Origin of the sequence: Paracoccus sp. KR1-242 (assembly GCF_049446195.1) — a bacterium.
GTDB lineage: Bacteria > Pseudomonadota > Alphaproteobacteria > Rhodobacterales > Rhodobacteraceae > Paracoccus > Paracoccus broussonetiae.
The window spans coordinates 118,064-135,995 of sequence record NZ_JBMSED010000009.1 but is presented as its reverse complement, the minus strand read 5'-3'; the positions used below and the strand labels follow the sequence as shown (position 1 = coordinate 135,995).

Here is a 17,932-nt window from a genome sequence, read left to right as displayed (position 1 = left end):
CTTGGTCGGTCCGCTTAGGCCGCGTCGTCGTCCAGATCGACTTCGTTGGCCTGGGCCACGACTTCGCGGTTGTCATAGTGACCGCAGGACGGGCAGACGTGATGCGGACGCTTCAGTTCGCCGCAGTTGGTGCATTCGTTCGGGTTTCCTGCGACCAGCGCGTCATGCGAACGACGCATGTTGCGGCGGGAGCGGGTAACTCGGTTCTGAGGGACGGCCATGTCTCAACCTCAAGTGGTTCGGGGGGCGGTCACAGGACAACCCCGGATTCTAATATCGGGTCTGGGCGGGGCATAGGACAATGACGCGTCAGCCGCAAGGCTCGAAACGAGATCTCGCGCACGGGGGCCACGGTCCGGGATATCCCCCGCCGGTCGGATGAACGCGCGAAAATAGCGAAGTTCGCGCGTTTCGCAAGGGAAATCTTGGATAAACCGGATTGCCCCTGCGGCAAGTCCATCGCCCGACCGAATGCGGTTGCACCTTGGCCGGGGCAATGGACACCGCGACCGCCCGTAATGGGGGGCGGCGCGGTCCAGCGGGCTTAGCGGCCCAGCTTGGCGTGGACTTCGTCGATATCGACTTCGCCCTTCGGCAGCTTGTTGTCCGGATTGTCGAAATCGTATCTGAACAGCTGGAAGTCCTTCTTGTAGACCTCCCACACAAGGTGCCGGGACAGGTCGTCGAAATACTCGCTGACCTTGTGGGCGCGCTTGGGGCCGTGGCCCTCGGATTCGTTGAACTTCGGCACGTCGGCCAGGTCCAGCGGCACCTTGGTCGGGGCCGCGTCCAGCACCTTCTGCATGCCGTCGTTGAACTTCTCGGTAAAGAAGATCTGGTCATAGCGGCCACCGTTCACGATGAAGGTCGCGATGTGACCCGACATGGATGACCAGTGGATGTCCGGCTCCATCGGGCGGCGCCAGCGGATGGTGTCCCGCGCGAACAGCAAAAAGCGGCGGAAACTTGCGATCTGGTCGAAATCGAAGTTGTTCTCGGGGGTGCCGACATCGATGCCATAGCGCTGCATCAACTGCGGCACCAGATTCCCGCGATAGCGCTTGCCGTTGCGCTGGATCCCCGCGATCTTGTCGAAAAACGACGACAGAACACGGGCATAGGGGTTTCTAACGCAGGTGAAGGTCATCGACTTGTGCGCCTTGACGCTGTCCTCGATCGGCTTCTGGCTGCCTTCCTGGTTCCACTTGTGAAGGCCGCTTGTAGAATCATGGATATCACCGTCGAAGTAGCGGCCATGATCCGAATAAAACATGATCTGACCGATAGACGAGCAGGCGCATTTCGGGACGACGCGATAGACCATGCTTTCGCTTTCCGTCATCCAGGTTCCGGGGAAGCCCATTCACACATTCCTTATTCGAGGCTGCGGTCGGGTTGCCGACCTTGCCAAAATCGCTAGACACAGAAAGCAAATCACCGGACGAGATTCAACCGGGTGTGGAACCGTTCGACCCAGATGAATGGATTGGTCACATAAATGGCGCGGATTGCCTTCATTCTGCTCTGCCACAAGGATCCCAAGGGAATTATTGCTCAGGCCAAGCGTCTGACGGCCTCTGGGGACTATGTGGCAATTCACTTCGACGCACGGGCAAGCCAGCGGGATTTCGACCAGATCCGCACCGCCCTTGCGGATAATCCAGGTGTTGTTTTTACAGGGCGCAGGCGCAAATGCGGTTGGGGGGAGTGGTCGCTTGTGGCTGCGACCGTGGACGCGGTCAGGGCGGCGGTCGGCACATTTCCGCTGGCAACGCATTTCTACATGCTGTCCGGCGATTGTATGCCGATCAAGTCGGCGGAATATGCCCATGCCTTCCTTGATGCCGAAGATTGCGACTACATCGAGTCCTTCGATTTCTTCAAATCGAACTGGATCAAGACGGGAATGCGCGAAGAGCGGCTGATCTATCGCCACTGGTTCAACGAACGCACACAGCCAAAACGCTTTTATTCCAGCTATGAAATGCAGAAGCGCTTCAAGCTGACCCGACCCATTCCTGCCGATATTCAGGTCATGATCGGATCGCAATGGTGGTGTCTGCGCCGCCAATCTGTCGAGCGTGTGTTGGAGTTTTGTGACAGCCGCCCCGATGTGATGCGGTTCTTTTCCACGACCTGGATCCCGGACGAGACCTTCTTCCAGACCATCGTGCCCCATGTCGTCCCCCGCAAGGAGATCCGGACGAGGACGCTGACCTATCTGGTCTTCACGGATTATGGGATGCCGGTCACCTTCTACAACGACCATTACGATCTGCTGATGGGTCAGAACTATCTGTTCGCCCGCAAGATCAGTCCCGAGGCGCTGCGCCTGCGGGAACGGTTGGGCGCTCTTTGGGCGGCCACCGGGGTGCATTTCCCGATCTCGAACGAGGCAACGGGGCTTTTCAAGTTTCTGACCGGTCGTGGGCGCATAGGCAGGCGCTTCGCCCCGCGCTTCTGGGAGACCGAGGGCAGCCTTGGCCGCGAAAACTCGCTGCGGCTGGTCGTTTCGAAGAAATGGCATGTCGCCAAGCGCCTGACCGATGCAATCCGGGACGTGACCGAGATTCCGGCCGTCGACTATCTGTTCAACGAAACCAAGGCGAATCTGCCGGACCTGGGGGGGGTCGAAACGACGATCGCCAAGCGCGAGCGGCACCGGCGCGCCCTGCTGCGCCTGCTTTTCGAGCAGTTCGAATCTAACAGTCTTGTCATCTGCCTTGACCCTTCGGCCATGCACCTGATTCAGGACCTGATGAACGACAAGGCGGATACCCGCGTGCTGCTGATCGATTCCGAATTCGACGACACCTATGTCCGCGGTCATATCGACCGGGTGGGGCTGGCGGGTTCGGGGACCCCATCGGACGTCATCGACCGGCTGCTGCCCACCGTCCGCGCGGATCTGGAGCACGAGACCGAGCGCCTTCGCGATCTTGCGTTGAGCGGCTTCTATTCGATCGCGCCCTGGCGCAGCGACGAAGAAAACGCGGTTCAGATCTCGCGCTTCCTTGACGTGCTGCCCGATACGGCCGAACGACTGGCCAAGACCAACTATCTGTTCAGCGACTGACAAGGCAGAGGGACCGCATGCCGACCTATGACGAATCAAACATCTTCGCCCGTATCCTGCGCGGCGAGATCCCGAACCAGACTGTTCTGGAAACCGAGCACACGCTTGCCTTCCGCGACATTCGCCCGCAGGCCCCGGTGCATGTTCTAGTGATCCCTAAGGGCGCTTATGTCAGCTACGACGATTTCGCTGCCAATGCCTCGGACGCCGAGATTCTGGATTTCAACCGCGCCGTCGCGCGACTGACCCGCGAACTGGGGGTCGATCTGGACAGCGGGCAGGGGTTCCGGGCGATCACCAATGCCGGCGCGCATGGCGTGCAAGAGGTGCCGCATTTCCACCTGCACATCCTGGGCGGCCGCAATATCGGCCGGATGATCCAGCCCGACTGATCTGGCCTAGGGGCGCGAGGTCAGCCTGACGAAGGCATCCTCAAGATCCGGGGTCTCGACCGTGACATCCCGGATCGGCATTCCCGCTGCGCGCAGGGCATCGATCATCGCATCGGCGGGCAATCGCGACGGCGCATAGCTGAGTGCAAGCCGTCCATCCGCCCGCCGCTCGGCCCGCACGCCTTCGGGCAATTGGGGCAGGGCGCGGGCGTCGCCCGTGTCGATCACCAGCGTCTTCGAATCCGCCCTTCCCAGAATCGCGCTGGTATCGTCGCACAGGATCAATTCGCCGCGGTCGATGATGGCGATGCGGTCGCACATCTCCTCGGCTTCCTCCAGGTAATGGGTCGTCAGGATGATGGTCATCCCTTGTTCGTTTAGGCGGCGGACATTGCGCCACAGCATTTCGCGCAGCTGGATGTCGACGCCCGCCGTCGGCTCGTCCAGGACCAGGATCTGGGGGCGGTGGACCAGTGCCTTGGCCAGCAGCAGCCGACGCTTCATGCCGCCAGAAAGGTGGCGGGAGTAGCTTTCCGCCTGCTCGGTCAGCCCGACCAGCTCCAGCAGATCATCCGTCCAGCGCTCGCGCTTGGGCACCCCGTAAAGTCCGGCCTGAACCTCAAGGCTGGCGCGCGGGCTAAGGAAAGGGTCGATGTTCAGTTCCTGCGGCATGACGCCGATCGCCGCGCGCGACTGGCGCGGGTTCACGTCCTGATCAAAGCCCCAGATCGATACCTTGCCCGCGGTCTTGCGGACCAGCCCGGCCAGGATGTTGATCGTGGTGGACTTGCCCGCCCCGTTCGGACCCAGCAGCCCGAAGATCGAGCCAGCAGGAATGGAAAGGTCCAACCCCTTCAGCGCCTGCTTGGGCGCGGCGCCGCCCGAGGCCGCGTAGGTCTTGGTCAGACCTCTGATTTCGATTGCATTCGCGGCGTCAATGCGGTCTTGGGGGGCTGGCATCGCATCATTCCCATCTTTATGATGCGAGCGGTTTAACCCCGTTTGTCGTCAGAGCTCAAGGAAACGCCATGACTGTTCCGGCCCCCGAAATCCAGACCGTCACCGCTTGGAAGGTGGCCTGCGATGGTGATGAAGCGCGCGGGCTGGGGCATCCGCGGGTCTGGCTGGCCATTCCGCAGGATCTCGGCTGGGTCGAATGCGGATATTGCGACAAGCGCTTCGTGGTCGACCGCGACCACGCGCACGACGACCACTGAAGCGCGCGCGAATTCCGGCACCGGTTTCGATAGAAAGGCCGAAGTTCCTGTAAGGGCTTCGGCCCTGTTCTCATTGTGCGCTGCTGCCTGCGTGCTTCTATGGGGCGCATGGTCTTGGCCCCCGCCCGCCTTCGTGGCAGAAGAAGGCACAGATTGATGCATGACGGGGGCATAGATGACTGAGACTTTCGGCAAGGGCCACCATCTGCACCTGATCGATGGGTCCGCCTTTATCTTCCGGGCCTATCATGCCCTGCCGCCGCTGACCCGCCGTTCCGACGGGCTGCCCATCGGCGCGGTGGCGGGCTTTTGCAACATGCTCTGGAAATACATCCAGGACGGCTCGGGCCCCAATGAGCCGACCCATGTCGCGGTGGTGTTCGACCATTCCTCGAAAACCTTCCGCAACGAGATCTATCCGCTCTACAAGGCCAACCGGCCCGAGCCGCCCCAGGACCTGCGCCCGCAGTTCCCCCTGACCCGAGAGGCGACGCGCGCCTTCAATATCGCCTGCATCGAGACCGAGGGATTCGAGGCTGATGACATCATGGCTTCGCTGGCCTGTCAGGCGCGCGATGCTGGCGGGCGGGTGACGATCATCAGCTCGGACAAGGATCTGATGCAGCTTGTCGGCAACGGGGTCGAGATGATGGACCCGATCAAGAACAAGCCGATCGGGCCCGACGAGGTCCGCGAGAAGTTCGGCGTCGCGCCGGATCGGGTGATCGATGTTCAGGCCCTGGCCGGGGATTCCGTCGATAACGTGCCGGGCGCTCCGGGGATCGGGATCAAGACCGCCGCCCAACTGATCGAGGAGTTTGGTGATCTTGAGACGCTTTTGGCGCGTGCGGGGGAAATCAAGCAACCCAAGCGCCGCCAGACCCTGATCGACAATGCCGATCTGATCCGCATTTCGAAGCGGTTGGTCGAACTTGATTGCCGGATGGATCTGGATTTCGGGCTGGACAGCCTGACGATGCGCGCCCCCGATCCCGATGCGTTGCTGGAATTCCTGACCCGGATGGAGTTCCGGACCTTGACCACCCGCGTGGCCGAGCGCTTCGGGGCTGAGGCGCCGGTGGTATCGGACCAGCCGGTCCTTGCCGCTGCGGTGGCGGAACTGCCACCCATCGACCGCAGCCGCTATGAAACCATCCGGGACGAAGCGGCTTTGAGCGCCTGGGTGGCCGAGATCGCCGAAAAGGGCGTGCTCGCCATCGACACGGAAACCACCGGGCTTGACGAGATGCGCGCCGACCTCGTCGGGATTTCGCTTTCCACTGGTCCGGGCCGTGCAGCCTATATCCCGCTGGCGCATGTCAGCGAAGGCATGGCGGGCGACCTGTTCGGCGGCCCGGTTCTGGCCGAGGGACAGATGCCGCTCGAACGCGCGTTGGCTTTGCTGAAGCCCGTGCTGGAGGACGACGCCGTCCTGAAGATCGGCCAGAACATCAAGTACGACTACAAGATCCTGGCCCGGCAGGGTGTTCACATGGCGCCGATCGACGACACCATGCTGATGTCCTATGCGCTGAACGCCGGAACCCACAACCACGGCATGGATGAACTGGCCGAGCGTTACCTGGGCCATAAATGCATTCCCATCAAAGACCTGATCGGCAGCGGCAAGTCGCAGATCGGCTTCGCGCAGGTGCCGGTCGACAAGGCCAGTCAATATGCCGCCGAGGATGCCGAGGTGACCTGGCGGTTGTGGCATCGCCTGCGCCCTGAACTGTCGCGCAGCAAGGTTGCGACCGCCTACGAACTGCTCGAACGGCCAATGGTCGGCGTGCTGGCCGGTATGGAGACCACCGGTATCCGCATCGACGCCGACCACCTTCGGCGCATGTCCGCCGCCTTTGCGCAGAAGATGGCCCAGCTTGAGGACGAAATTCACGGCCTGGCCGGCGGGCGCTTCAACATCGGAAGCCCGAAGCAACTGGGCGAAATCCTGTTTGACCGCATGGGCCTTGCCGGGGGTAAGCAAGGCAAGACAGGTGCCTATTCGACCAGCGCGGAGGTCCTTGAGGATCTTGCGGCCGAGGGCAATGACCTGCCCGCGCGGGTGCTGGACTGGCGCGCGATCTCGAAGCTGAAATCGACCTATACGGACGCCCTGCCGCTGCATGTGAACCCGGACACCGGGCGCGTCCACACCTCGTATTCTATCGCGGGGGCACAGACCGGGCGTCTTGCATCGACCGATCCGAACCTTCAGAATATCCCCGTCCGCACGGATGAAGGTCGGCGCATCCGCGAAGCCTTTGTCGCGGGGCCGGGAATGCGGATCGTCAGCCTCGACTACAGCCAGATCGAACTGCGCATCCTTGCCCATGTGGCCAGCATTCCCGCGCTGAAGCAGGCGTTCCACGACGGGATCGACATTCACGCCATGACCGCCAGCCAGATGTTCGGCGTCGCGGTCGAAGGCATGGACCCGATGATCCGCCGCCGCGCAAAGGCCATCAACTTTGGCGTGATCTATGGCATTTCGGGCTTCGGTTTGGCACGCAACCTGCGCATTCCCCGGGCCGAGGCGCAAAGCTTCATCGACACCTATTTCGAGCGTTTCCCCGAAATCCGGGCCTATATGGACCGCACCGTGGCCGAGGCGAAGCAGGACGGCTATGTCCGCACCCTGTTCGGGCGGCGCATCAACACGCCGGGCATCAACCAGAACGGCCCCGCCGCCGGAGGCGCGCGCCGCGCTGCGATCAACGCGCCGATTCAGGGCGCTGCGGCCGACATCATCCGCCGCGCCATGATCCGGATGCCAGAGGCCATTCGCGACCTGCCCGCAAAGATGCTGCTGCAGGTTCATGACGAACTGGTCTTCGAGGTCGAGGAAACTGCGGTCAATGCCCTGATCGACGCCGCGCGGCAGGTCATGGAATCGGCGGCCGAGCCTGCCATCCGGCTGGACGTGCCACTGGTGGTGGATGCCGGACAGGGCGCGAACTGGGCCGAGGCCCACTGAAATGCGGGCGGGCACCCTGCCGAAGGCGGGGCCCGCGCATAAGCGACGGTGCCTAAGCGGGCTCCGGCAAGGGTCAGATCGCGGTGGAATGCCCTGCGGGTGACATGGCATAGGCATCGAACATCTGTGCGACCATGCGGGTCAGGGGGCGTCCTTCTGGAAGAATGCGCAAGCCGTCTTCATCCGTGCTGACAAGGTCGCCGAAGCGGTGTGAGACTTCGCCGAACAGCGCGGCCAGCGTCCCGGGTCCAAGGCCGTGGCCGGTCGCGAATTCTTCGGACGAAATGGCGAAGTCGCACATCAGCGCCTCGATCATCCGGGCGCGCCACTTGTCCTCGGCCGAAAATTTGTGACCGCGTGAGATCGAAAAACGACCGTCGCGGATTGCCGAAACATAAGTCGGGGTCGCGGGCGCGTTTTGCGCATAACCTTGGGGCAGGCGCGAGATTGCCGAGGCACCCATACCGATCAGGATTTCGCCCCCGTCATCCGTATAGCCTTGGAAGTTCCGCCGAAGGTGCCCCGCGCGCTGCGCGCGGGCAAGCCCGTCGCCGGGTCGGGCAAAATGGTCGATACCTATTTCGTCATAGCCCTGCGACAGCAGGATCTCGCGCGCGACCTCGAACAGGTGCAGGCGTTCGTGCGGGTCGGGCAGGGATTCGGTCGGGATCATCACCTGACGCTTGGCCATCCACGGCACATGGGCATAGCCGTAAAGCGCGATCCGGTCGGGGGAAAGCTCCAGCAGCCGGTGCACCGTGTTCGCGATCCGGGTCTGGTCCTGATGCGGCAGTCCGAACAGGATATCGGCATTGACGCTGTCGATGCCGGTGGCGCGGATCATGTCGATGGCGCGACGCGTGACCGCAAAGCTTTGATCGCGGCCGATGACCTTCTGGATCTGCGGGTCGAAGTCCTGCACCCCGATCGAGGCGCGGGTCAGTCCGGCCTGCGCCAAGGCCTGCATTCGCGATTCGTCTATCTCGTTCGGATCGATCTCGACCGAAAATTCGGCGCCCTGATCCAGCGGAAATGCGGTCAGGACCGCATCCGCGACGCGGCGCATGGTATCGGCCGGCATCAGCGTCGGGGTTCCGCCCCCCCAATGCAGCCGGGAAAGGCGGATCCCGCGGGGCAGGGCATCGCGCAGCAGCGCCAGTTCTGCCAGCAGATCCTCGGCATAGGCACGCACAGGATCCTCGGACTGGGTGCCCTGCGTCCGGCAGGCGCAGAACCAGCACAGCCTGCGGCAAAACGGGACATGCAGGTAAAGCGAGATGGACGCGCCTTCGGGAATTTCGGCCAGCCACTCGCGATAACGCGACTCGTCCACCTTGGGCGAGAATTGCACGGCGGTCGGATAGCTCGTGTAGCGCGGGACCCGCGCGTCAAAGAGTCCCATGCGTTCGAGTTGCGATTGCTGTTCCATCTTCCTATCTTGCAGGGGACTTCCCCAATTTCCTTGATCCAGATCAAAAATGGCCCTGAACGTAGCGCCCCATTCGCAGCAAGCCTGCGATATCTGTCCCATTCGCCCGCACGCGGTTTGCGCGGGATCCCCGCCTGACCAACTTGTCGTGCTGGAAGGCCTGAAGTTCCGGCGCAGTTTTACTGCCGGGCAGGTGGTTGTCTGGGCTGGAGAGGAAATGGATTTCGTCGCCTCGGTCGTTTCGGGCGTCGCAGAACTTGGCCGCGAGCTTGAGGATGGCCGCCGCCAGATGGTCGGATTGCTGCTGACGGGCGACTTCCTGGGGCGGCCCGGCCGGGCGATTGCCCCCTATACGGTTGTTGCCGCGACGGACATGACATTGTGTTGTTTCCGCCGTGCGCAGTTCGAACAGCTTCTGACCAAGATGCCTGCCCTTGCCAACCGCCTGTTGGAGATGACGCTGGACGAATTGGACGTGGCGCGGGACTGGATGCTGCTTCTGGGGCGCAAATCCGCGCGTGAAAGGATCGCCTCGCTTCTGGTGCTGTTGGCCCGGCGCGAATCGGCGATGATCGGTCAGACTCCCACGGATCGCATCGCGATCGAATTGCCCATGACCCGGGAGGCGATCGCCGATCATTTGGGCCTGACCTTGGAAACCGTCAGCCGACAACTGGCTGCGCTGAAGGCCGACAAGGTGATCGTGCTGGACGGGAAACGGCGCGTGACCGTCCCGTCCTTTGCCGCGCTCGTCGCGGAAAGTGCGGCGGCCTAGCGCGCCATCAGCACCGGCACCTTGGCCTTTTCCAGCATGCTGCGGGTCGCGCCGCCCAGAATCGCCTGGCGGAAGCGCGAATGCCCATAGGCGCCCATAACGACCATATCAGCCCCGATCTCGGTCGCGCGGCGGCTGAGGATCTCGCTGACCAATGGCAATGTTCGGGCGAGGACCGCGATTTCGGCCTTGACCCCGTGGCGGGTCAGCATCTTGCAAAGGGCTGCGCCCGGTTCGGACCGCTCGGGCCCGTGCGGAGAAGGATCGACCACCGTGATCTCGACCGATTCCGCGGCTTGCAGCAGCGGCAGGGCGCGACGGACCGCCACCAGCGCTTCGCTTGACTGGTTCCAGGCGATCAGGACTTTCTTGCCGAAGGGCTCGGTCAGTGTTTCGGGCACGATCAGGACAGGGGCCGAGCCTTCGAACAGCGCAGCTTCGGTGATCGCCTCGGCGTCCTGGGTCGCGCCCTCGCAATAGGGACGGCTCAGCACCACCAGGTCGGCATAGCGCGCGCGCATCCCGACCAATGTCGACAATCCACCGATCTGGGCCACCGCGGATTCCACACCCCAGCGAATATCCTCGGCCTTCAGGCGATCGCGGATCTTGTCCTCAAGCTCGCCCGCGGCGGCGATGGCCTTGTCGATCGATTCCTGGAAGACATAGGCTGAGGCCCCGGCATAGTAATACCCGCTTTGGGTGTGGTCGACGCCAAGACAGAAGACATCCAGATGCCCCTCCTCGCGTCTGGTCATGGCGATGGCCGATTCGAGTTGCTTGTGCTGCCGTTCATCGGTCAGCACGGTCAGGATGGATTTATATGCCATGAACCTCTCCTTTCGCCGCGATCCGCGGTTGCCTGTGGCAGAGGTGGTTCGCCCGGTCTGGATGGGCCACCCCCGATCCGATCTTAGCGGGCCGGGCCTTGGCCCGGATTGATGCATGTCAAAGTGTAACTCTTCGGCCCGCTTCTATAAATCGCCTTGTCGTTCCGACCCATGCATCCGTTTCATCAACGCGAAAGGGCCGGGCTGGGTTGCAACAGATGGCGCAAGACCGGGCAGACCAGAGCAGCGTGCAGGCATGAAAAAGGGCCGCGCGGATCACCGGCGGCCCAATCCTGAAATTTCCGAAACCTCAGCGCGGGATGACGTTGCAGCTTTGCTGGCGAGCCATCAGCCGACCGCAGGCCAGTTCGGCCATGTCGCGCGACATGCCGACGAAGTTCGCCTCATATCCGCGCTTGGTGGTCGTGACTTCGCTGGACGCGTTGCCCAGGGCATGGCTCTCCTGCAAGGCGGCACGCACCAGCAACTGTTGCGCCTCAGCTTGCGAGCGGAAAAGCCCAAGCGTCACGCCAAAGCCCTTGCCAGATGTATCGCGGCTGATGACCTGTGCGGGTTCGTCATCCGTGGTGTCAACGGGATCCAGCGAGGCAAGGATGATTGCGTCGCCCCGCGGGGCAGGGGCGGCAGAGGCGGTCAGCGCCATCGTCGGGGCGGCCACGTCCGCCGCGTCGTCTTCGGTCACGGCCGCAGGGGCAACCGCGCTCAGGACGAAAAGCGAAGCGGCCTTGGGTGCATCCAGGCCGGCTCTTTCGTCGCGGCGTGGCGCCGGAACCGGTCTTTGCGCGGGCAGGGCGGCGTCGGTGGGCGCATCCCCTTCGGGGCGGCTGCTGGGGCGCGGCGACGTGGCGACCATGTCCTGATCACCCTTGGTCGAGGCCGTGGCGACCGGCGCACCCGGCTTGCGATGTGGCCGTGACCCGTCCGAGGCCGAGGCTTCGCGGGCGCGGGACACCGCCGCCGCAATTGCCGCCGGGGTCACGATTCCCGCTGTCGAAGCGCGCGCCGCTGGCCTGTCAGACGAAGAGAGTTGCGGGACGGCGGCCGAATTGGCAGCCGCAGGAACTGGCGCGGCCGGCTCGACACGCGCGACCTGAACGCGCCGTGTTACCTCTTTCTTGACCATCAGCATCTCGGGCGGTGCGGGGCGTGCCTCGCGCGCCGTGCTTGACGCGCTGCCGAAGCCCGCATCCAGAAGCTGCGCCATGACCTGGTTGCGATGCGCGGTCGAGTTGCCGCCCATCACGGTCGCAATGATACGCTTGGAGCCCCGCTTGGCCGAAGCCGTCAGGTTGAAGCCTGCGGCCCGGGTGTAGCCGGTCTTGATCCCGTCCGCGCCCTCATAGCTGTCCAGGAACCGCTTGTTGGTGCTGGATACTTTCGCAATCCCCGCATCCGCCGAGCGGCGCGAGAAGATCGAGTAATATTGCGGGAAATCATAGAACAGGCGGCGGCCCAGCGTGGACAGGTCGCGGGCGGTGGAATAGTGCCCTTCGGTGGTCAGCCCGTTCGCGTTCACGAAATGCGTGTTCCGCATTCCCAGCGCCTTTGCCATGGCGTTCATCTGGGCCGCGAATTGCTGTTCCGAACCGCCCAGCCCCTCGCCGATGGTGGTGGCGGCGTCGTTCGCCGATTTCACCGCCGCGGCGCGGATCAGATAGCGCAGCTCGATCCTTTGACCTGCTTTCAGCCCCAGGCGCGACGGCGGCTGCGAGGCCGCGTGGCTTGATACCAAGAACTTGCTGTCCAGCCGCACCTGACCACGCTCGATGGCGTTGAACGCCAGGTAAAGCGTCATCATCTTCGTCAGCGATGCGGGGTGAAGCCTGGTGTCGGCGTTCTGGGAATAGATTTCCTTGCCCGTTCGCGCATCCATGACGAAAGCGGCAAAAGGCGCCGCGGCGACAGCCATCGGCAGCGCCCACGCAAATAGGATCATTAGTCCGAGGCGGACGTTTTGGGTGATTCTGCTCACTGTCCCGGTCTCTTCTGCCACTGAGGGTCCGTTCAAGGTGCGGACCCTTCATTAATAATTGGACAATATCACGCAAAGCCGGTTTCGAAAACCGTAAGTTTTCTTCCATTCGGCGAGCAAAGGCGGGGCTTTGCCACGCCCCGCGCGAGCGTCGCGATGCGGGGCTTACATCGGGCGCGAAAAATCCTATATTCGATGCCTGACATCAACCCATCCCATTGCAGGACGTGACAGATCCGCTCATGACCAACCGGCCAGATGACCGCGAGGATGTCGATCTCGCGGTCAAGACAAAGCCGCGCACCAAGCGGCCGCCCATGTACAAGGTGCTGCTGCTCAACGACGACTTCACGCCGATGGAGTTCGTCGTTCACGTGCTGGAGCGCCTGTTCAACATGACCCGCGCGCAATCCATCGAGATCATGCTGACCGTGCACCGCAAGGGCATCGCGGTCGTTGGCGTGTTCTCGCACGAGATTGCGGAAACGAAGGTCGCGCAAGTGATGGAACTTGCGCGTCGCCAGCAGCATCCGCTGCAATGCACCATGGAAAAAGAGTAGCAAGTGGCTAGTTCCCGATTGGAGCTGGTTTTCGGCGGGACACCGCCCGAAGGCCGCATTTTGTTGATCGGAGCAGGCGCGGACAGCGACCTGGTCCATTTTGATCCCGCGCGCACGCAGATCGTTCAGCGCATGTTCCCCGACGTGGCCGCGCTGAAGGGTCAGGGCTTTCAGTCCGTGACCGAGGCCGAGGGCGATTTCGACGCCGGTATCGTCTTTCTGCCCCGCGCGCGCGCCGAGGCGCGGGCCCGGATCGCGACGGCCGCAGAGCATCTGCCGCCCGGAGCTTCGCTGTGGATCGACGGCCAAAAGACCGACGGGATCGATTCTGTGCTGAAGGAATTGCGCGGCCTTGCGCCGGTGGACGAGGTCCAGTCGCGCGCGCATGGCAAGATCTTCCGGATGGAACTGCCCGCACCCGGCTGGTTGCCCAAGGACTGGGCCGCTCGGGACCACGAGGCCGCTCCGGGCTTTGTTACCCGGCCGGGCGTCTTTTCTGCCGATGGGCCGGACCCGGCTTCGCAGGCGCTGGCCGCCCATCTGCCGGATAAACTGCCGACCCGGATGGTTGATCTGGGCGCGGGTTGGGGCTGGCTTTCAGCCCAGGTGCTGACCCGGCCGGGGGTCGAGGTCCTGCATCTGGTCGAAGCCGATGCCGTCGCGCTGGACTGCGCGCGCCGCAATGTCACCGATCCCCGCGCGCATTTCCACTGGGCGAACGCGCTGGACTTCCGCCTGTCCGAGCCGGTGAACGGCGTGGTCATGAACCCGCCCTTCCACGAAGGTCGGGCGGCCGACCCCAAGCTGGGCGCCGGTTTCATCCGGGCGGCAGCTTCTCTGCTGACAGGTGCCGGGCGGCTGTGGATGGTGGCGAACCGCCATCTTCCCTATGAGCAGACCTTGCGCGAAGTCTTTGGCGACGTGGCAGAACTGGGCGGTGACAGTCGCTTCAAGATCCTGACCGCGACCGGTGCGAAGCGCGGGGGCGCGCGGGGATCCATTCCGAAAGGACGCAGAAGATGAGCCTGTCCATTCAGGGCAAGACGGCCATCGTTACCGGGGCCGGGCGCGGCATCGGGCTTGCGATCGCGCGCCATTTCGAAAAGGCGGGCGCCAGGGTCATGTTCGCCGACAGCGACGAATCCGCGCTGGATGCCGAACTGGGCGACAGCGCGCAAGGCGACGGTCCGATCCGGTCCTTCGCTGGTGATCTGGGACAAAAGCTGACGTTGGCGAACCTGGTTTCGGCCACGATCGACGCCTTTGACCGCATTGACATTCTGGTCAACGCGCACCGGGCCGTGCAGGCCTGCGATCCCCTGACGGTAAGTGACGAGCTGCTGGGCGACATGATGCGCGAGAACATGATCTCGGGGCTGAAGCTGTCGCAGCTGGTCGCGAAGCGGATGGTGACGCAAGCGGACGAGGATGGGCAGGAAGAAGCCTTGCAAAACGGCGCCATCGTCAACATCGCCTCGCTTGCCGCGGACCGTCCGCAGCCGCAGATGCTGGCCTATTCCATCGCCAGCGCGGCGCAGGCCCAGGCCACGCGTTCGCTGGCAATGGCGCTTGCACCAAAGCGGATCCGGGTGAACGGGGTGGCATTCGGCTCGATCCTGTCGAACCATGTCCAGATGAACCTGCGCGAGGATCCGAACCTGCGCGACCAGCTTGTCGCCGCGACCCCGTTGGGGCGCATCGCCGGACCGGACGAGCTGGGCGACACCGTCCAGTTCCTGGCAAGCGAGGGCGCGGCTTTCATCACCGGGCAGATCATTCGCGTCGATGGCGGGCGCAGTCTGGGTGATCCCTTCGCGCCGGGTGTCTTCTAGGGCTACTTGGTTTCGGGATAGGCAGCCTTGCAAGCCTCGACCGCTTGCCGGGCCGAGGGCGTCAGTGCCTGCTTTCGCGCCTGCAGGTTGTCCCGCTTGCGCGTTTCCGCAGCCGGATCGATCGGCACCCGATAGCGTTCGGTATCGACCACGTCGCGAAGGCAGGGGCGATACCCGACCATCCACGCACCGTCTGCGGCGTAGCGATAGGCGCACTGATCCCATTCGGTGCGCACCGTCTGCCGCTCTTCCCAGGCATAGCCGCGGGCCAGGTTGCCTTCGACCTCGGCCAGCAGGCTTGAAACGGCCCGATACTCGCCGGTATTGCGCCCGATGCAGCGTTCCTGCGGGGTTCCGCAGGCTGCGACAATCAGGACGGGCAAAAGGCCAAGCGCGATATTGCGGGGCATCGGCGGTATCTCTAGTTGTTCATTCCAAGCATATGGCCGGAGGCGATTTCCGGCAATTCACGAATGCAGGGGAACGGCGCATGGAAATGCAGGCAGAGCGTGAACAGGCAGCGGCGTGGTTCAGGGAATTGCGCGACCGGATCGTCGCCGCTTTCGAGACGTTGGAGGATGCGGGCCCCGGCGACGCGCCCGCGGGGCGCTTTGACGTGCGCGAGACCCGCCGCGGCGAGGATGGCGGCGGTGGGCTGATGTCCGTGATGCGGGGCGGCCGGGTTTTCGAGAAGGTCGGCGTGAACTGGTCGGCGGTTCACGGCACCCTTGCCCCTGCGGCGCGGGCTGCCATGGCCGATCGCGGGGTGCCGGGGATCGACCGCGACCCCCGCTTCTGGGCCTCGGGCATCAGCCTTGTCGCGCATATGCAGAACCCGCATGCACCTGCGGTCCACATGAACACGCGGATGTTCTGGACCCCCGGCGCATGGTGGTTCGGGGGTGGAACCGACCTGAACCCTTGCCTGGAATATGCTGAAGACACAGCACATTTCCACGACACCCTGCGTCTGACCTGCGCGCCGCACGGCAGCGATTACTATGCCCGTTTCAAGGCTTGGGCGGACGAGTATTTCTTCATTCCGCATCGCGGTCGCGCGCGCGGCGTCGGCGGCATCTTCTATGACGACCTGAACAGCGGCGACTGGGCCGCGGATTTCGCCTTTACCCGTGCCGTGGGCGAGGCGTTCCTTCCCGCATTTCTGCCGCTGGCGGAACGGCGCATGGCCCAGCCATGGGACACCGAGGCGCGGGACGCGCAGCTTATCCATCGGGGCCTCTATGCAGAATATAATCTCGTCTATGACCGGGGCACGAAATTCGGCCTTGCGACCGGCCATGACCCCGAGGCCGTGCTGATGAGCCTGCCACCGTTGGCCAAATGGCCCTGAGCGTCTGGCCCGACCTGTACCTGCTGCGGCACGGACAGACCGAATGGAATGTCCAAAGCCGCCTGCAGGGCCGGCTCGATTCGCCCCTGACTGCATTGGGGATCGCGCAGGCGCGGCGGCAGGCCGAGATGGTCGCGGATCTGCCTAATGACCTCGCCTGCTTTTCCAGCACGGCCGGACGCGCCTTGCAGACGGCCCATATCGCGCTGGCGGGGCGCGACTTCCGCAAGGACGAACGACTGCTTGAAATTGATGTCGGGGATTTTACCGGCGAACGCGAAGCTGATCTGCGCGCTGCGCATCCCGCGATCTTTTACGGTCATCCCCTGGCCTGGTACGACCTATCACCGGGGGGCGAGGATTTCGCCGCGTTGAAGGCGCGGGTTCTGGACTTCCTCAGCGAGCTGTCGGGGCCATCCGTCATCGTGACCCACGGGATCACCCTGCGGATGATCCGGCAACTAGCGATGGGCATTCCAATGGAGCGGATCGCCGACCTGCCGGTGATGCAGGGCGCCCTTCACTGCATTCGCGGGGGCGCCGAGCAGGTCTTGCGCTAATCGGCCGAAATCTGGCGCGCGGGGTTTCCCGCAACCGTCGCCCCAGCCGGGACATCGCGTGTCACGACGGAGCCTGCCCCGACGATCGCGCCATCCCCGATGGTCACGCCCGGCAAGATGATTGCCCCACCGCCGATCCAGACGTCGTCGCCGACCAAGATCGGGCGGCCATATTCGATACCCTTGGCACGGCTTGCAGCATCGCGCGGATGATCCGGGGTCAGGAACTTCACATGCGGCCCGATCTGGCAGCGAGCACCGATGCGGATCTCGCACACATCCAGGAAGACGCAGCCATAATTGACGAAGCAATCGGGGCCGAAGTGGATGTGCCTGCCGTAATCGACCTGAAAGGGGACGCGGATCACCGTGCCGTTCCAGGTTCCCAGAAGCTGCGTCAAGGTCCGGGCGCGGGTCTTGTCGCCAACTATCGTGGCGTTGTAGTCGCGCATCAAACCTTGGGCGGTCTTGCGCAGGGCGACCAGTTCACCGTCGCCGGGCTCGTAGGGACGGCCGGCCAGCATGTCTTCACGCGCCGTCAAATGAAGCCAAGCTCCAGCCGGGCTTCATCGGACATCATGTCCATACCCCATTGCGGTTGAAACGTCATTTCGACGTCGACCTGCTTGACCCCCGGCAACGGTTCGACCGCGTCGGCAACCCAGCCGGGCATCTCGCCCGCGACGGGGCAGCCCGGTGCGGTCAGCGTCATGATGATGCGGACCACGTTCTCGGCATTGATGTCGATGGTATAGATCAGCCCCAGGTCAAAGATATTGACCGGAATTTCCGGGTCGTAAACCGTCTTGCAGGCCTCGACCACGCTGTCGTAAAGCGGATGTTCTGTTGTGGAAGCGGCGATCAGCGGGTCGCCTTCCTTAAGATTTTCGGTCGTCATGCGGCACGTCCTGTCGATGCTTACGAAGTATATAGGACTCGG

General features: G+C 63.5%; 19 protein-coding genes. 10 read left to right on the top strand and 9 right to left on the bottom strand.

Annotated features, from left to right (window positions below):
- Positions 1 to 14: 14 nt before the first annotated feature.
- Positions 15 to 221, bottom strand: a complete 207-nt coding sequence (rpmF, locus tag ACO2Q4_RS14700) for a 50S ribosomal protein L32 (protein ID WP_311760788.1) — start codon at positions 219 to 221, stop codon at positions 15 to 17.
- Between the two features lie 323 nt (positions 222 to 544).
- Complete coding sequence (locus ACO2Q4_RS14695; protein WP_311760789.1) at positions 545 to 1,363, bottom strand: sulfotransferase family protein; 819 nt, start codon at positions 1,361 to 1,363, stop codon at positions 545 to 547.
- 135 nt (positions 1,364 to 1,498) lie between these two features.
- Here ACO2Q4_RS14695 and ACO2Q4_RS14690 point away from each other — a divergent pair, with 135 nt between their 5' ends.
- Positions 1,499 to 3,076 carry a DUF5928 domain-containing protein gene (locus ACO2Q4_RS14690; protein ID WP_423320186.1) on the top strand — a complete coding sequence of 526 codons (1,578 nt, stop codon included), beginning with the start codon at positions 1,499 to 1,501 and terminating at the stop codon, positions 3,074 to 3,076.
- Positions 3,077 to 3,093: 17 nt separating this feature from the next.
- Positions 3,094 to 3,468 carry a histidine triad nucleotide-binding protein gene (locus tag ACO2Q4_RS14685; protein WP_311760791.1) on the top strand — a complete coding sequence of 125 codons (375 nt, stop codon included), beginning with the start codon at positions 3,094 to 3,096 and terminating at the stop codon, positions 3,466 to 3,468.
- Between the two features lie 6 nt (positions 3,469 to 3,474).
- Here the strand turns inward: ACO2Q4_RS14685 and ACO2Q4_RS14680 are convergent, their stop codons facing one another.
- Entirely contained in the window at positions 3,475 to 4,428 is a 954-nt protein-coding gene (locus tag ACO2Q4_RS14680) for an ABC transporter ATP-binding protein (protein WP_395135151.1), read from the bottom strand.
- Positions 4,429 to 4,496: 68 nt separating this feature from the next.
- Between ACO2Q4_RS14680 and ACO2Q4_RS14675 the strand changes: the two genes are divergently transcribed.
- Together ACO2Q4_RS14675 and polA are read left to right on the top strand one after the other, a co-directional pair.
- Positions 4,497 to 4,685 carry a zinc-finger domain-containing protein gene (locus ACO2Q4_RS14675; protein WP_311760793.1) on the top strand — a complete coding sequence of 63 codons (189 nt, stop codon included), beginning with the start codon at positions 4,497 to 4,499 and terminating at the stop codon, positions 4,683 to 4,685.
- A 175-nt stretch (positions 4,686 to 4,860) separates the two neighbouring features.
- Positions 4,861 to 7,662: a DNA polymerase I gene (gene polA, locus ACO2Q4_RS14670; protein ID WP_423320183.1), complete on the top strand. Its 2,802-nt coding sequence runs from the start codon at positions 4,861 to 4,863 to the stop codon at positions 7,660 to 7,662.
- A gap of 73 nt (positions 7,663 to 7,735) precedes the next feature.
- On the opposite strand, the gene hemN is transcribed toward polA, so the two are convergent.
- Positions 7,736 to 9,091 carry an oxygen-independent coproporphyrinogen III oxidase gene (gene hemN, locus ACO2Q4_RS14665; protein ID WP_423320181.1) on the bottom strand — a complete coding sequence of 452 codons (1,356 nt, stop codon included), beginning with the start codon at positions 9,089 to 9,091 and terminating at the stop codon, positions 7,736 to 7,738.
- 49 nt (positions 9,092 to 9,140) lie between these two features.
- Between hemN and fnrL the strand changes: the two genes are divergently transcribed.
- Positions 9,141 to 9,866 (top strand): transcriptional regulator FnrL, encoded by a 726-nt coding sequence (gene fnrL / locus ACO2Q4_RS14660; RefSeq protein ID WP_423320179.1) that lies wholly within the window; start codon positions 9,141 to 9,143, stop codon positions 9,864 to 9,866.
- On the opposite strand, the gene ACO2Q4_RS14655 is transcribed toward fnrL, so the two are convergent.
- The gene (locus tag ACO2Q4_RS14655) at positions 9,863 to 10,696 is read right to left on the bottom strand and encodes a universal stress protein (protein WP_311760797.1); all 834 of its coding nucleotides are present in this window, start codon (positions 10,694 to 10,696) and stop codon (positions 9,863 to 9,865) included. The genes fnrL and ACO2Q4_RS14655 overlap by 4 nt on opposite strands.
- Before the next feature lie 310 nt (positions 10,697 to 11,006).
- Entirely contained in the window at positions 11,007 to 12,626 is a 1,620-nt protein-coding gene (locus ACO2Q4_RS14650; protein WP_423320177.1) for a serine hydrolase, read from the bottom strand.
- A 305-nt stretch (positions 12,627 to 12,931) separates the two neighbouring features.
- On the opposite strand from ACO2Q4_RS14650, the gene clpS reads away from it, so the two are divergent.
- Genes clpS through ACO2Q4_RS14635 form a run of 3 tightly spaced genes read left to right on the top strand, consistent with a single transcriptional unit; the run spans position 12,932 to position 15,081 of the window.
- Positions 12,932 to 13,249, top strand: coding sequence for an ATP-dependent Clp protease adapter ClpS (gene clpS / locus ACO2Q4_RS14645; RefSeq protein WP_311760853.1), 318 nt, complete (start codon positions 12,932 to 12,934; stop codon positions 13,247 to 13,249).
- A gap of 3 nt (positions 13,250 to 13,252) precedes the next feature.
- Complete coding sequence (locus ACO2Q4_RS14640; protein ID WP_423320175.1) at positions 13,253 to 14,272, top strand: methyltransferase; 1,020 nt, start codon at positions 13,253 to 13,255, stop codon at positions 14,270 to 14,272.
- The gene (locus ACO2Q4_RS14635; RefSeq protein WP_423320173.1) at positions 14,269 to 15,081 is read left to right on the top strand and encodes an SDR family NAD(P)-dependent oxidoreductase; all 813 of its coding nucleotides are present in this window, start codon (positions 14,269 to 14,271) and stop codon (positions 15,079 to 15,081) included. Before ACO2Q4_RS14640 ends, ACO2Q4_RS14635 begins: the two co-directional genes overlap by 4 nt.
- Positions 15,082 to 15,083: 2 nt before the next feature.
- Here ACO2Q4_RS14635 and ACO2Q4_RS14630 read toward each other — a convergent pair whose 3' ends face one another.
- Complete coding sequence (locus ACO2Q4_RS14630; RefSeq protein WP_311760801.1) at positions 15,084 to 15,491, bottom strand: hypothetical protein; 408 nt, start codon at positions 15,489 to 15,491, stop codon at positions 15,084 to 15,086.
- Positions 15,492 to 15,571: 80 nt separating this feature from the next.
- On the opposite strand from ACO2Q4_RS14630, the gene hemF reads away from it, so the two are divergent.
- Entirely contained in the window at positions 15,572 to 16,432 is an 861-nt protein-coding gene (gene hemF, locus ACO2Q4_RS14625) for an oxygen-dependent coproporphyrinogen oxidase (protein WP_395135159.1), read from the top strand.
- The gene (locus tag ACO2Q4_RS14620) at positions 16,423 to 16,992 is read left to right on the top strand and encodes a histidine phosphatase family protein (protein ID WP_423320170.1); all 570 of its coding nucleotides are present in this window, start codon (positions 16,423 to 16,425) and stop codon (positions 16,990 to 16,992) included. Before hemF ends, ACO2Q4_RS14620 begins: the two co-directional genes overlap by 10 nt.
- Here ACO2Q4_RS14620 and ACO2Q4_RS14615 read toward each other — a convergent pair.
- Positions 16,989 to 17,534 carry a sugar O-acetyltransferase gene (locus ACO2Q4_RS14615; protein WP_395135161.1) on the bottom strand — a complete coding sequence of 182 codons (546 nt, stop codon included), beginning with the start codon at positions 17,532 to 17,534 and terminating at the stop codon, positions 16,989 to 16,991. The genes ACO2Q4_RS14620 and ACO2Q4_RS14615 overlap by 4 nt on opposite strands.
- Positions 17,531 to 17,890 (bottom strand): SUF system Fe-S cluster assembly protein, encoded by a 360-nt coding sequence (locus ACO2Q4_RS14610; RefSeq protein ID WP_311760805.1) that lies wholly within the window; start codon positions 17,888 to 17,890, stop codon positions 17,531 to 17,533. The genes ACO2Q4_RS14615 and ACO2Q4_RS14610 overlap by 4 nt, the downstream gene beginning before the upstream one ends.
- Positions 17,891 to 17,932 lie beyond the last annotated feature (42 nt).